The sequence below is a fragment of the Erythrobacter sp. BLCC-B19 genome (genome assembly GCF_028621955.1).
Taxonomy (GTDB): domain Bacteria; phylum Pseudomonadota; class Alphaproteobacteria; order Sphingomonadales; family Sphingomonadaceae; genus Erythrobacter.
On record NZ_CP117516.1, the window covers coordinates 580,001 to 592,437 of the forward strand.

A 12,437-nucleotide genomic window follows, 5' to 3' on the forward strand; every position below is an offset into this window, starting at 1 on the left:
CTGGTGCTGGTGAACACCTACCTGATCCAGCTGTTCCGCCCATTGGACGTGCTCGGCTGGGTCTACCGCACCATCCGCCAGGGCCTGATCGACATGGCCGAGATGTTCCGCCTGATCGACACCGATATCGAGGTGAAGGACAAGCCGGGCGCGCCTGCACTGATCGTGCATCGCCCCACGGTCGTGTTCGACAATGTCACCTTCGGCTATGATCCGGGGCGCACCATCCTCAACGGTCTCAGCTTTGAAGTGCCAGCGGGCAGCACCACGGCGATCGTCGGCCCATCGGGCGCGGGCAAGAGCACCATCGGGCGGCTGTTGTTCCGCTTCTATGATCCCCTGTCCGGCCGCGTGCTGGTGGGGGGTGAGGATATTGCGGGCGTCACGCAAGAGAGTGTGCGCGCGGCCATCGGCATCGTCCCGCAGGATTCGGTGCTGTTCAACGAGGATCTTGCCTACAACATCGCCTATGGCGCGGAGGGCGCGGATCAGGCCATGATCGAACAGGCCGCCCGCGATGCCGCGCTCACCCCGCTGATCGACCGCCTGCCCGATCGCTTCGCGACGATGGTGGGCGAACGCGGATTGAAATTGTCGGGCGGGGAAAAGCAGCGCGTCGCCATCGCCCGCACCCTCGTCAAGAACCCGCCGATCCTGCTGCTCGACGAGGCGACCAGCGCGCTGGATACCCGCACCGAGCAGGAAATCCTCGCCACCCTGCGCCGCATCGCCAAGGGGCGCACCACCATCGCCATCGCGCACCGGCTGTCGACCATTGCCGATGCCGACAACATTCTGGTGCTCGATCACGGGCGATTGGCAGAAAACGGCGACCATGCGGCGCTGCTGAAGCACGGCGGGCTCTATGCCGAAATGTGGACACGGCAGGCGAGCGAACGACGCGACGAGATCGACGCCGAGGCGGCTGAATAACAGAGCATTGCCCCGCTGGCGGGCGCCCGTTACCTCTCCCCCATGCCCGCGCCGCGCGCGGTGCCCATGGAGAGAGAACCCGTCACGATGCGTCACCTTCGTCTGATTGCCCTTTTGCTCGCGACAACCGCCGTGTCGGCTGCCGCGCAAGAAGCCCCCGCACCCGCCCCCGCCGTCCCGATCCCCGCCGCGCTGACAGCCGAGCAAATGCCGCCGATCCCACTCGATCTGGCCGAGCGTGCCCGCCCCTATCTCGAAGCGCGCGGCGCGGGCTTTGCCGGATGGGATCCGAACACCCGCGCGGTGCTGATCTCGACCCGCTTTGCCAATACCAACCAGCTCCACCGCGTCGCCCAGCCGATGGGCGCACGCACCCAGATCAGCTTCGAGGCCGAGCCGGTGCGCGGCTCCTATGCGCCGAAGAAGGGCGACATCATCCTGGTGTCCAAGGATCGCGGCGGGGACGAATACTTCCAGCTCCACACCCTCAAGGACGGCCGCCTCACCCTGCTGACCGACGGCAAGAGCCGCAACCAGATCAACGCGTGGAGCAGCGACGGCAGCCTGATCGGGTTCAGTTCGACCCGCCGCAACGCGGTCGATTCCGACCTCTATGTGATGGACCCGCGCGATCCCGCCTCGGCGCGGATGGTGCATGAGAGCAAGGGCGGCGGCTGGGCCATCGCTGCCTTCTCGCCCGACAAGACCATCGCCTATGTCGCCGATTACCAATCGGTGCAGAATGCCGACCTCTACCGGCTCGATCTTGCCACCGGGGCGATGACCCCGATCGGCGACCCCAAGGCCGAAATCGCCTATACCGGCATGGAAGTCGCCCCCGACGGCACCGTGTGGGTGACGAGCGACGAGGGCAGCGATTTCCAGCGGCTCGGGCGGCTTGACCCGGTGACGGGCAAATTCACCGCCGTCACCCGCGAGAAGTGGGACGTCGACGGGTTCGACCTGTCGGACGATGGCCGCACGATCGTCTATGAAGTGAACGAAGCCGGGTCTGACCGGATGCGGATCATGGATGTGGCGAGCGGCAAGGTCACCAGCGTCGATGCCCTGCCCGCAGGCCAGATCGGCGGGATCGAGATCGCGCCCTGGGGCGAAATCGGCTTCAGCTTCTCCAGCGCCAAAAGCGCGGCGGATGTGTGGAGCCTCGACCCCAAGACCATGCAACTGACCCGCTGGACGCAGAGCGAGACCGGCGGGCTCGACCCGCAGGTGAATGTCGAACCGCGCATCGTTACCACCAAAAGCTTTGACGGGCTGGAGGTCTCGGGCCTGCTCTACCTGCCCGATCCGGCGAAGTTCCCGGGCAAGCGTCCGCTGATCGTCTCGGTCCATGGCGGGCCGGAAGGGCAGAGTGTCGCCGGGTTCATGGGGCGCAACAACTACTTCCTCAACGAACTCGGTATCGGCGTGTTCTACCCCAATGTCCGCGGCTCGACCGGGTTCGGCAAGACCTTCGTCAGCTTGGACAACGGCCCCTTCAAGCGCGAGGATTCGGTGCGCGACATGGAAGCGCTGATCGACGCGGCGGCCAAGGATGCCGGCGTTGACCCCGCCAAGATCGGCCTCACCGGCGGATCATACGGCGGCTATATGTGCTATGCCGCCGCGGTGCAGCTGAAGGCGAAGCTCGCCGCGACGCAGTGCACCGTCGCGATCAGCAACTTCGTCAGCTTTCTCGAAAACACCAACCCCTACCGGCAGGACCTGCGGCGGGTGGAATATGGCGACGAGCGTGATCCGGCCCAGCGCGCCAAGCTCACCGAAATCAGCCCGCTGACCCGCGTGGGCGAGATCACCAAGCCGATGTTCGTCATCACCGGGGCGAACGATCCGCGCGTGCCCAAGTCCGAAGCCGACCAGATGGTCGCCGCGATCCGCAAGAACGGCGGCGAGGCATGGCATCTGGTCGCCGCGGACGAAGGCCACGGCTTCGCCAAGAAGGCAAACGCAGACTACGCCTTCCTCGCGCAGCTAGTGTTCTGGAAGCGGCACCTGCTGGAGGAATAATCACCCAACCTGCGAGAGGCGCTGGAGAACATCCAGCGCCTCTCCGCGCCGCGCCCACGGCACGAACAGGTGATCGTGGTGGAAGCCTGCCACGACATTGCAGGCAATCCCCTGCGCGGCGAGCGCGCCTGCCACCGCCGCGGTGAGCCCCACGCCATCCAATGCGGAGTGCACCATCAGCGTGATGCGGGCGAAAGCGCCGCCATCCTGCGGCAGAATCGCGGTGGTGCCCTCGTCCTCGCGGATCAGCGCGAAGGCGTCAGCGGGCGGCTCGCCATCGACCACCACAAACGCCCACCGCTGCGCGTCCAGCACAGGCGCCATGCCCGCCAGCATCCCCGCAAGGTCGCTGACCGGGCCTGCGCCGCCGGTCACAGGATGTACTTGCTGAGGTCGGTGTTCCCCGCCAGCCCGGCGAGGCGCTGCTTCACATAGGCGGCATCAATGGTGATCGTCTCGCCGACATGATCCTCGGCCTCGAAGCTGATCTCCTCCAGCAGCCGCTCCATCACCGTCTGCAAGCGCCGCGCGCCGATATTCTCGACCGTGCCGTTTACCTGCGCGGCGATGCGGGCGATCTCGGGGATCGCATCATCGGCAAAGTCGAGCGTCACCTGCTCCGTCCCCAACAGCGCCTTGTATTGCGCCACTAGGTTGGCGCGGGTTTCGCTGAGGATGCGGACGAAATCCGCTTCGGTTAGCGCGCGCAGTTCGACCCGGATCGGCAGGCGGCCCTGAAGCTCGGGCAGCATATCGCTCGGCTTGGCGACATGGAACGCGCCGCTGGCGATGAACAGCACGTGATCGGTCTTCATCGGGCCATATTTGGTGGCGACCGTGGTGCCCTCGATCAGCGGGAGAAGGTCGCGCTGCACGCCCTCGCGGCTGACGCTCCCGCCGCGCACGTCGCTGACCGCGATCTTGTCGATCTCGTCGAGGAACACGATCCCGTTGGTCTCGGCGTTTGCAAGCGCAGCGCGCGCGACATCGTCCTGATCGAGGCGCTTGTCGGCCTCTTCATCGACGAGCCTGTCCCACGCATTGGGCACGCGCAGCTTCTGGCGGCGGGTGTTTTTCCGGCCCAGCGCCTTGCCCATCATGTCGCTGAGGTCGATCATGCCGATCTGCCCGCCCATCTGCCCCATGTCGAAGGGGGTGGCAGGGGTGTCGCGCACCTCGATCTCGACCTCGACATCGTTCATCGCGTTCTGGACGATGCGCTGGCGGAAGCTTTCGCGGGTGGCTTCCGAGGCGTTCTCGCCCACCAGCGCGTTGAGCAGCCGGTCCATCGCGGCGGCGCTGGCAGCCTCGCGCACTTTCTCCCGGCGACGTTCCTTTTCCAGCCGGATCGCTTCTTCCACCAGATCACGCGCGATCTGTTCGACATCGCGGCCGACATAGCCGACCTCGGTGAACTTGGTCGCCTCGACCTTGATGAAGGGGGCTTCGGCGAGCTTGGCAAGCCTGCGGCTGATCTCGGTCTTGCCGCAGCCCGTGGGGCCGATCATCAGGATGTTCTTGGGCGTCACCTCATCGCGCAGATCCGCGCCCAGCCGCTGCCGCCGCCAGCGATTGCGCAGCGCCACCGCAACCGCGCGCTTGGCCTCGGCCTGACCGATAATGTGTTCGTCCAATGCGGCGACAATCGCCTTGGGGGTGAGGTTGTCCATGAGAGCCTGATCCGAGATAAATCCGTTCGTGCTGAGCTTGTCGAAGCACCGTCTTGCTTCAGCACCGTCGGCCATAGAAGTGCAGCCCTTCGACAAGCTCAGGGCGAACGGGAGAAAATCAAACCGTTTCCACGGTCAGATTGCCATTGGTGAAGACGCAGATGTCGGCCGCGACCGCCATCGCCTTGCGGGCAATTGTCTCGGCATCGGCCTCGTAATCGGCGAGCGCGCGGGCGGCGGCGAGCGCGAAATTGCCGCCAGAGCCAATCGCGGCAATATCGCCGATGGGTTCGAGCACATCGCCATTACCGGTCAGCACCAGCAGCGTGTCCTTGTCGGCGACAATCATCAGCGCTTCGAGGTTGCGCAGGTATTTGTCGGTGCGCCAGTCCTTGGCGAGTTCGACCGAGGCACGCATCAGCTGGCCGGAATATTGCTCCAGCTTCTTCTCCAGCCGCTCGAACAGGGTGAAAGCATCGGCGGTCGCGCCGGCAAAGCCCGCGATGACGCTGCCATCGCCGATGCGGCGCACCTTGCGGGCGTTGGGCTTCATCACGGTGTTGCCCATGCTCACCTGCCCGTCACCCGCGATGACGGTGGTGCCATTGCGCCGGACGCCGATGATGGTGGTGCCGTGCCACTGCACGAGGCCGTGGGCCGAAGGATCGTGTGTCATGCGGCCAGATATGGCGCGCGCCTGCTCAGGATCAAGGCAGGCAGGCGCAAGGCAGCGCCGTTACTGGCCGCCCGGTCCGCCGCCGACGCCCGCACCGCCGACCTGGCCGATATTGCCAAACAGGTCTTCGAGGAACCCGCGCTCACGACCCAGAGTCGGGGTCTTGTCGCCGTTGGGGTCGAGATAGACGACCTTGTCCACCCCGCTGCGGGTAACCTGCGTCACCTTGCCCGTCGCATCGAACTGCACCGCCAGCACCGCGTGTTCGCGGATGCGCGGACGGCTGAAGGGGCGCTGGCCGGTGATCGAGGAGACGTAGTACCAGGTCGGGGTGCCGAACTGGCTGGTAAAGGTCGGGCGGCCCAAGGTGCCTTCAACCGATTGCTGGTTGTCGATCTTGGGCTGGATCGCGGCGGTGAGCACCGGATCATCAATATAGCCACGCGATTCCCGGATCGCGCTGCACCCCGGCAGGGCCACCGCAGCCCCTGCCAGCAGCAGGGCAAGCCGCGCCTTGCGCCATGCCGATTGGCCCGCGCCGGTGCCGTTCATTTCCGCGTTCATCTGCACCAACCGTTCAATCCCGTCATGCATCCGCGCCGCATGGCGCACTTGTCCCTTGGGCGAGGTGCTTTAAGGGGCTAGGCGCAAGCTTGCAACGCACCATATGGCTCTTGCGGTGGCCCGTCCCGGTTGAATGACGCTTGAACGCATCCGCTTGTCGTGCGTTGTCGTAGCATCGACGCCTGTTGCGCAGTCATTGCCCGCCCGTAACCAGTCCGTTATCGCTGAAATCGCATGAAAGGCTCCCGTTTCCCATGTCCTTCCTCTCCCGCCTGCTCGGAACCGCTCCTGACCCGCGCGAAAGCGTGCGGCCGCTGTGGCACCGCGTGATCGAGCTGGCGCGCGATCCCGATTACTTCACGCAGGCAGGGGTGGCGGATTCGATTGCGGGCCGGTTCGACATGATCACCGCCGTGTTGAGCGCGGTGATGGTGCGGGTGGAAGCCTCTGATATGCGCGCAGAAAGTGCGCTTCTGGCCGAATTGTTCGTCGAGGATATGGACGGCCAGCTGCGCGAATTCGGGGTCAATGACGTGGTCGTGGGCAAGCGCATCGGCAAGCTGATGAGCGTGCTCGGGGGCCGCTTGGGCGCCTATCGCAGCGCCTTCAACGGCGGCGATCTCGACAAGTTGACCGCTGCGGTGCAGCGCAATGTGACCTTCGCCGAAGGCATCGACGAAGCCGCCGCCGCGCGCGCCGTGGCAGAGAAATTGCTCAAGCTTTTCGAAAGGTTGGGCCGTTTCTCCGATGCGGAAATGCTGAAAGCGAGCGCGATCTGGTGACCGCCCCCCTGCCCCCTTCCGAACTCACCCGGATGATCAAGACCCGCCCCCTGCCGGGCGAGATGGTGGTGATCGAGGCGACGGCTGAGGAACGCGCGGCGCTGGCGGCGCGGTTCGCGCTGGGCGCAGTGGATCAGCTGCGGGCCGAGGTCGCACTCGAACAGCGCCCCCGCGCGATCCGAGCCACCGGGCGGCTGCGCGCAGCGATCATGCAGCCCTGCGCGATCAGCGGGGAGGATTTTCCGGTGACCATCGACGAGGCCATAGACCTCAGGTTTATCGAGGAAAACCAGCGCCCTGCAACCGGGGATGAGGAAATCGAGCTCGATGCCGACGATTGCGACGAGATCGAATATGCAGGCGAAATGTTCGATCTGGGCGAAGCGGTGGCGCAGACGCTGGGCCTTGCGATCGATCCCTATGCCGAAGGGCCGAATGCCGATGCCGCGAGGCTGGCTGCAGGGATTGTGCAGGAGGGCGAACAGGACGGCCCGCTCGCCGCGCTGCTCGCCGGGTTGAAGCGCGACTAAGCCCCGCGCCTATCCCGAGCCTTTGCCGTATCTGGCGTTAAGCGGCCCCATGCCAAACGCCGCGCACCCCCTGCGTTCATTGTCGGAGCGTCCCATGCCTGCGCCGCGCTTGCTGCCTGTGCCCCTCGTTATCCTTCTCGCCGCCGCTCCGGCCGCTGCGGAGGAGGATGGGAACATCTGGCTCGGCCAGTTCGCGACCATCAATGCAAGCGAGGCGGTCTTCGTCCGCGCTGAGGCGCAGCAGCGCTTCACACAGGATGCCGAGCGTCTCGGCCAGTTGTTGTTGCGCGGGCTGGTTGGGTACCGGATCAGCGACAAGGCCAGCATCGGGGCGGGCTATGCCTATGTGATGACCGATCCGGTGGGGCCGGCGAAGCTTAACGAGGATCGGGTCTATCAGGAGCTCAATCTGCGCCTGATTGAAAGCGAGGGCGGCACCACGCTCGATTCGCGCACGCGGCTCGAATGGCGCAGCTTTCGCGAGCGTCCCGACAGCGCATGGCGGCTGCGACAGTTCGTCCAGCTGCGCGTGCCGGTGAGCGAGAACAACAAGATCGTCGCCTTCACCGAGCCCTTCATCGACCTTGACGATGGCACGGTGCAGCGCGGGGGGCTGTCGGTGTGGCGCAATTTCGTCGGGGTCTCGATCCCGCTGACGAAAGGCGTGGAGGTGGTGCCGGGCTATCTCAACCAGCAGGTTTTCCGCGATGGCGAAGACCGCAGCGACCATGTCGCCAACGTCAATTTGTTCATGACCTTCTAGCCCGGCACGAGGTCCGGGCCGATGGCGCGGTCACCCGCCCCCCGATCAGAACGGGATGTCGTCGTCGAGATCGTCGTAGCCGCCGCCAGCCGAAGCCCCGCCGCCACCAAAGCCGCCGCCGCCTGACGAACCGCCGCCCTGATCCCAGCCGCCGCCACCGCCGCCGTAGCTGCCGCCGCCCGAGCGACCGCCGCCGCCGCCCATGCCGCCGCCGCCCGAACCGCCGCCCGGGCCGTCAAGCATGGTCAGCGTGCCGCCCATGCCCTGGATCACGACTTCGGTCGAATAGCGATCCTGCCCGTTCTGGTCCTGCCACTTGCGGGTCTGGAGCTTGCCCTCGACAAAGACCTTGCTGCCCTTCTTCAAGTAACGCTCGACCACGCCGACGAGGCCTTCGGAGAAGATCGCGACGGTGTGCCACTCGGTCTTTTCCTTGCGCTCGCCCGTCTGGCGGTCCTTCCACTGTTCGGACGTCGCAATGCGCAGGTTGGCGACCTTGCCGCCATTGCCGAAGGTGCGGATTTCCGGGTCGGCGCCCAGATTACCGATCAGCATGACCTTGTTGAGCGAACCCGCCATCGAAATACCCTTCCCGTCAATGTCTTGATCCCCGGGCGCCAAGATGCGCCGCGAATCCGAGTCGGGCAATAGGCCAGAGCGGCTGCGGGCGCGAGGCGCGGCCTAGGTGTAATCACCAGTTCGGACGCGTCTTTTGTCGCCAAGCGCTCCGCTGGCCGAGGCCAACTACCGCGCCGGGTAGCGCAGCCTTCCGAGAAAACGCGTCAGGCTCGGCAGTTCGCGGTCCTTGTTCAGGAACTGCGCTTTCACCTTCTCGAACCTCATCACCCCGTCGATCCGGCGGTCGAGGAAGGCATAGGTGTCGGCCTTGCCCTCGCTGTCGTCGTTGACGAACACCGCCAGCGTCGCCGAGTAGATTCCCGCGAGGATCGCGCGCTTGGTGTAGTGGTTGTAATCGGTCGCGGTGTCGCCTGCGAGCCGCCACATGATGTCGGCCGAATGCCAGCCGAGCTTCAGCGACCGCGCTGCGTTCTGCGGCTGAGCCATGATCGCCAGCGCGCGGCGCACTGCCTCGTCGATATGCGACACAGCCTCCAGCCGGAAAGCAACCAGCGTGCGGATGCGCTCGCGGATCTTGAGCGTCGCCAGACGCTCGGCCGGCCATTCGGCTTCCATCGCCTGATCGACCGAAGCGATCCACGCCTCGATCATGTCCATCGGCTTGGCACCCGGAAAGGCGAGCTTTGCCACATCGACATCGGCGCCCGCCATTTCGGCAGCGGCGATCAGCGCGGTTGCGTTCCAGCCATCGAAAATGGCCGAGGCGGCAATATCAGGCGCAAGCGCGATACGCAGTTCGTCGAGCGTGAGGTCAGAAAAGTCGGTCATGTCAGAAGGAAGGCCCGTAGTCTTTCTTGGTTCCCGCTTCGGCGCGCTTCTTGTCGGCGTTCTCGAACTCCTGCTTCAGCAGCGCATTGCCGTTCTGGAGCTCCATGTAAACGCGCGCCGATCGGCCCGAATTGTCATTGCGATCAGGGTCCGCGCCCTTCGATAGCAGCAACCGCACCAGCGGCACGTTGCGCGCATGAACCGCCGCGATCAACGGAGTCTCGCCCGTCTGGTCGGAGACGTTGACCTGCGCGCCCTTCTTGATGAGTTCCTCAACGCCGTCGGTAAAGCTCAGCGCGGTCGCCAGTTGCAGCGGGGTGATGCCCTTCTTGTTGCGGATATTGGGATCGCCGCCGCGCTGGAGCAGGAAGCGCACCCACAAGATGTCGCTGCGTGCCACGGCGATGTGCAGACCGGTATCGCCGCTGGTGATGTCGCGGGTGTTGACGATCTGGGTGCCCGGCTCGTTGAGCATTTCGGTCGCCTTGTCGCCATCGCGATCCTTGACCGCTTCAAGAAACTTGTACCCATCCGACTGGAACTGCGCCGCCACCGGAGCCGACAGCATCAGCGCAAGTGCGGGCACAAGAACGCTGGCAATCGCGGTGCGAGCCCCTAATTTGCGCAAAACATCGAAGCCCAAGGTTTGATCCTTTCGCATTACCTGCCACAGCTTGCCTGTGGCCCGGCGCGGGAAGCCAAGTCTTCGGCTTGCCCAAGCGCCCATCGCAAGCGACCAGTTAGCAGAGCATGAACCGCATCAACAAGTCTTCCCCGCTTCTTCCCCTGCTGATCGCAGGCACCCTCGCGCTGGGCAGCTGCGGCCCGGCCGAGCCTGCCGCGGTCGAACCGCCTTTGGCGGGCGCGGCGATCGGCGGGGAATTCACGCTGACGAACAGCAAGGGCCAAACCGTTCGCTGGGGCGATTTTGCCGGCAAGTACCGGATCGTCTATTTCGGCTACACCTTCTGCCCCGACATCTGCCCGACCGATATGCAGCGCGTGGCGCAGGGGCTGAAACTGCTGAAAGGGCAGGATGCAGCCAAGGCCGCCAAGATCGTCCCGATCTTCATCACCGTCGACCCCGAGCGCGACACCCAGAAGATCGTCGGCGAATTTGCCGCCGCCTTTTCGCCCGATGTCGTCGGCCTGACCGGAAGCCCTGAACAGATCGCCGCTGCCGCCAAAGCGTTCGGGATCTATTTCTCGAAGGGAAAGCCGGTCGAAGGAGGCGGCTATCTGGTCGATCACCTGCGGGTGACCTACCTGTTCGGCCCCGACGGCAAGCCGCTGGCCTTGCTGCCGTCCGATCAGAGCGGCGAGGCCGTGGCCGCGGAACTGGCGCGATGGGTGAACTGAGAGACCGCTTCTGGGAACTGCCGCTCGGCGATCTCAGCCGCGCCGAATGGGAGGCGCTATGCGACGGCTGCGGGCGTTGCTGCCTCCACAAGCTGGAAGACGAGGACACCGGCGAAGTGGTCGATACCAACATCACCTGCCGGCTGCTCGACACCGGCACGGCGCAATGCAGCGATTACCGCAACCGCAAGGCCTTTGTGCCCGATTGCCTGCGCCTGACCCTGCGGATCGTCGAGCAGGTCAGCTGGCTGCCGCAGACCTGCGCCTACCGGTTGCGCGCCGATGGTCGCCCGCTGCCGGGGTGGCATTACCTCCTTTCGGGTGACCGCGATGCGGTGCGGCGCGCGGGGGTTTCGATCGTCGGCCGGGTGGTGAGCGAGGTCGATGCCGGGCCGCTCGAACATCACGTCACCGAATGGCCCGCGCCGCGGCGCGACTGGGATCTGCGGGGCGAGGACGCATGATCGACTGGCTCCGCACCGCCAAGCCTGTCCAGTTGCTCGATCCCGAGATCGAGCTGGACGGCACGCGCGTGCCGATCGTGCTCAAGCGGCTGCGCAATGCCCGGCGGCTGACGCTACGCCTCGCGCCCGATGGCACCGAAGTGCGCATCACCCTGCCGGTCTGGGCCGAGGGACGCGAGGCGATCGCCTTTGCCCATTCGCGGTCGGGCTGGCTGGCCGAGCAGCTCGCAAGATTGCCCAAGCGTGCCGCGCCGGAGCCGGGCGGCACGGTGCTCTATCGCGGGCGGAGGCTGCGGCTGGAATGGGATCAGCGCGCACCGCGCCGGCCGGTGATCGCGGGCGATGCTCTGCGTATCGGCGGCCCGCAGACCGGGCTGGAGCAGCGGTTGAAGCGCTGGCTTGAGAGCGAGGCCTTGATGCTGGCCGAGGCCGATATGCGCGAATACTGCGCCATCGCCCGGCTCGATCCGGTGCCGATCGGCCTCACCCGGGCGCAGCGGCGCTGGGGCTCATGCTCCGACAAAAGCCGTATCCGCATCAACTGGCGTCTGGTGCAAGCACCTGATTTCGTGCGCCGTTCGGTGGTCGCGCACGAAGTCGCGCATCTCGTCCACTTCGATCACTCCCCGGCCTTCCACGCGCTGCTCGGGCGGATGTTCGAAGGCGCAATCGAAGACGCCGACCGTTGGCTGAAAGATCACGGGCGCGGGCTTTACGCCAGCTTCGGATAGGCGCCCGCTGAGGGAGCCCCCTTCCCCCCACCGCCGCGCCGCCCTATATTGCCGCCATGCGCATCCTCCCGTCCCGCTTCAATCCCACCAACGGGATCGCCGATTTCTGGAACGAGTTCCGACGGCCCAATCCCTATCGCTGGCCGATCCTGGTGCTCTCGTGCCTGCCGGTCGCAGGGATGCTTTACTGGGGCACGCAGAGCACGGTTTACGGCGAGCCCGAGCGACCCAAGATCGAATACATCACCTCGCTCGATCCGAACCGCAGCGATGCCGAGATCATGGCCGAGAATCGCGCCAATCAGGAAATCAAGGATTTGCGCGCGGCTGAGGAAGCCCGGATTGCGGAGCAGAAACGCAATATCTACAAGTCACTAGGCGCGGCTACCGGGATGGATGTCGAAGCCATCGAGCGCAAGGCCGCAGCCGAGCGCGCGGCGGAAGAGGCCAAGGCTGCCAAGCAGCGCGAAGCCTTTGCCAAGGGTGCCGCGGCGCAACCCCGCACCGAAAGCGCCGGACAATAGCCGCTC

16 protein-coding genes (1 of these 16 cut by a window edge) are annotated in these 12,437 nt (G+C 65.5%); 9 read left to right on the top strand and 7 right to left on the bottom strand.

Translation table 11 applies throughout. The annotated features are described in order from the left end of the window. Nucleotides 1–933: the 3' portion of an ABCB family ABC transporter ATP-binding protein/permease gene (locus tag PS060_RS02535; protein WP_273985238.1), read on the top strand. 921 nt of this gene lie to the left of the window's left edge; the window shows 933 of its 1,854 coding nt (coding positions 922–1,854); its start codon lies beyond the left edge, outside the window; the stop codon is at nucleotides 931–933. A gap of 42 nt (nucleotides 934–975) precedes the next feature. After that, complete coding sequence (locus tag PS060_RS02540; RefSeq protein WP_273985239.1) at nucleotides 976–2,961, top strand: S9 family peptidase; 1,986 nt, start codon at nucleotides 976–978, stop codon at nucleotides 2,959–2,961. Here the strand turns inward: PS060_RS02540 and PS060_RS02545 are convergent, their stop codons facing one another. The 4 genes from PS060_RS02545 to PS060_RS02560 form a co-directional block, all read right to left on the bottom strand. After that, nucleotides 2,962–3,336, bottom strand: coding sequence for an ACT domain-containing protein (locus PS060_RS02545; protein ID WP_273985240.1), 375 nt, complete (start codon nucleotides 3,334–3,336; stop codon nucleotides 2,962–2,964). Continuing rightward, nucleotides 3,333–4,631, bottom strand: a complete 1,299-nt coding sequence (gene hslU / locus PS060_RS02550) for an ATP-dependent protease ATPase subunit HslU (RefSeq protein ID WP_273985241.1) — start codon at nucleotides 4,629–4,631, stop codon at nucleotides 3,333–3,335. The genes PS060_RS02545 and hslU overlap by 4 nt, the downstream gene beginning before the upstream one ends. Before the next feature lie 118 nt (nucleotides 4,632–4,749). Then, nucleotides 4,750–5,307 carry an ATP-dependent protease subunit HslV gene (hslV, locus tag PS060_RS02555; RefSeq protein ID WP_273985242.1) on the bottom strand — a complete coding sequence of 186 codons (558 nt, stop codon included), beginning with the start codon at nucleotides 5,305–5,307 and terminating at the stop codon, nucleotides 4,750–4,752. Between the two features lie 60 nt (nucleotides 5,308–5,367). Continuing rightward, nucleotides 5,368–5,859 carry an outer membrane protein assembly factor BamE gene (locus tag PS060_RS02560; RefSeq protein ID WP_273986828.1) on the bottom strand — a complete coding sequence of 164 codons (492 nt, stop codon included), beginning with the start codon at nucleotides 5,857–5,859 and terminating at the stop codon, nucleotides 5,368–5,370. 266 nt (nucleotides 5,860–6,125) lie between these two features. Here PS060_RS02560 and PS060_RS02565 point away from each other — a divergent pair, with 266 nt between their 5' ends. From PS060_RS02565 to PS060_RS02575, 3 genes are all read left to right on the top strand, one after another. Further along, nucleotides 6,126–6,653 carry a ubiquinol-cytochrome C chaperone family protein gene (locus PS060_RS02565; RefSeq protein ID WP_273985243.1) on the top strand — a complete coding sequence of 176 codons (528 nt, stop codon included), beginning with the start codon at nucleotides 6,126–6,128 and terminating at the stop codon, nucleotides 6,651–6,653. Nucleotides 6,654–6,685: 32 nt separating this feature from the next. Then, nucleotides 6,686–7,183: a YceD family protein gene (locus PS060_RS02570; protein ID WP_443112411.1), complete on the top strand. Its 498-nt coding sequence runs from the start codon at nucleotides 6,686–6,688 to the stop codon at nucleotides 7,181–7,183. Nucleotides 7,184–7,301: 118 nt separating this feature from the next. After that, entirely contained in the window at nucleotides 7,302–7,946 is a 645-nt protein-coding gene (locus PS060_RS02575; protein ID WP_273985245.1) for a DUF2490 domain-containing protein, read from the top strand. A gap of 45 nt (nucleotides 7,947–7,991) precedes the next feature. Here the strand turns inward: PS060_RS02575 and ssb are convergent, their stop codons facing one another. From ssb to PS060_RS02590, 3 genes are all read right to left on the bottom strand, one after another. Beyond that, nucleotides 7,992–8,525 carry a single-stranded DNA-binding protein gene (ssb, locus tag PS060_RS02580; protein WP_273985246.1) on the bottom strand — a complete coding sequence of 178 codons (534 nt, stop codon included), beginning with the start codon at nucleotides 8,523–8,525 and terminating at the stop codon, nucleotides 7,992–7,994. A gap of 165 nt (nucleotides 8,526–8,690) precedes the next feature. Beyond that, entirely contained in the window at nucleotides 8,691–9,353 is a 663-nt protein-coding gene (locus PS060_RS02585) for a COQ9 family protein (RefSeq protein WP_273985248.1), read from the bottom strand. 1 nt (nucleotide 9,354) lies between these two features. Further along, the gene (locus PS060_RS02590) at nucleotides 9,355–9,939 is read right to left on the bottom strand and encodes an ankyrin repeat domain-containing protein (RefSeq protein WP_273985250.1); all 585 of its coding nucleotides are present in this window, start codon (nucleotides 9,937–9,939) and stop codon (nucleotides 9,355–9,357) included. A gap of 164 nt (nucleotides 9,940–10,103) precedes the next feature. Here PS060_RS02590 and PS060_RS02595 point away from each other — a divergent pair, with 164 nt between their 5' ends. From PS060_RS02595 to PS060_RS02610, 4 genes are read left to right on the top strand one after another with little or no spacing between them, the layout of a single operon-like run. Then, nucleotides 10,104–10,712, top strand: coding sequence for an SCO family protein (locus tag PS060_RS02595; protein WP_273985253.1), 609 nt, complete (start codon nucleotides 10,104–10,106; stop codon nucleotides 10,710–10,712). After that, nucleotides 10,700–11,176, top strand: a complete 477-nt coding sequence (locus PS060_RS02600; RefSeq protein WP_273985256.1) for a YcgN family cysteine cluster protein — start codon at nucleotides 10,700–10,702, stop codon at nucleotides 11,174–11,176. Before PS060_RS02595 ends, PS060_RS02600 begins: the two co-directional genes overlap by 13 nt. After that, nucleotides 11,173–11,907: a M48 family metallopeptidase gene (locus PS060_RS02605; protein WP_273985257.1), complete on the top strand. Its 735-nt coding sequence runs from the start codon at nucleotides 11,173–11,175 to the stop codon at nucleotides 11,905–11,907. Before PS060_RS02600 ends, PS060_RS02605 begins: the two co-directional genes overlap by 4 nt. A 56-nt stretch (nucleotides 11,908–11,963) precedes the next feature. Further along, nucleotides 11,964–12,431, top strand: a complete 468-nt coding sequence (locus PS060_RS02610) for a hypothetical protein (protein ID WP_273985258.1) — start codon at nucleotides 11,964–11,966, stop codon at nucleotides 12,429–12,431. The last annotated feature ends 6 nt before the right edge of the window (nucleotides 12,432–12,437 follow it).

Excerpts from the sequence above, each read along its gene's own strand:
- PS060_RS02540 (WP_273985239.1), top strand. The coding sequence starts at position 976 with ATGCCCGCGCCGCGCGCGGTGCCCATGGAGAGAGAACCCGTCACGATG.
- hslU (WP_273985241.1), bottom strand. The coding sequence starts at position 4,631 with ATGGACAACCTCACCCCCAAGGCGATTGTCGCCGCATTGGACGAACAC.
- hslV (WP_273985242.1), bottom strand. The coding sequence starts at position 5,307 with ATGACACACGATCCTTCGGCCCACGGCCTCGTGCAGTGGCACGGCACC.
- PS060_RS02560 (WP_273986828.1), bottom strand. The coding sequence starts at position 5,859 with ATGAACGGCACCGGCGCGGGCCAATCGGCATGGCGCAAGGCGCGGCTT.
- PS060_RS02565 (WP_273985243.1), top strand. The coding sequence starts at position 6,126 with ATGTCCTTCCTCTCCCGCCTGCTCGGAACCGCTCCTGACCCGCGCGAA.
- PS060_RS02570 (WP_443112411.1), top strand. The coding sequence starts at position 6,686 with ATGATCAAGACCCGCCCCCTGCCGGGCGAGATGGTGGTGATCGAGGCG.
- ssb (WP_273985246.1), bottom strand. The coding sequence starts at position 8,525 with ATGGCGGGTTCGCTCAACAAGGTCATGCTGATCGGTAATCTGGGCGCC.
- PS060_RS02585 (WP_273985248.1), bottom strand. The coding sequence starts at position 9,353 with ATGACCGACTTTTCTGACCTCACGCTCGACGAACTGCGTATCGCGCTT.
- PS060_RS02595 (WP_273985253.1), top strand. The coding sequence starts at position 10,104 with ATGAACCGCATCAACAAGTCTTCCCCGCTTCTTCCCCTGCTGATCGCA.
- PS060_RS02600 (WP_273985256.1), top strand. The coding sequence starts at position 10,700 with ATGGGTGAACTGAGAGACCGCTTCTGGGAACTGCCGCTCGGCGATCTC.
- PS060_RS02605 (WP_273985257.1), top strand. The coding sequence starts at position 11,173 with ATGATCGACTGGCTCCGCACCGCCAAGCCTGTCCAGTTGCTCGATCCC.
- PS060_RS02610 (WP_273985258.1), top strand. The coding sequence starts at position 11,964 with ATGCGCATCCTCCCGTCCCGCTTCAATCCCACCAACGGGATCGCCGAT.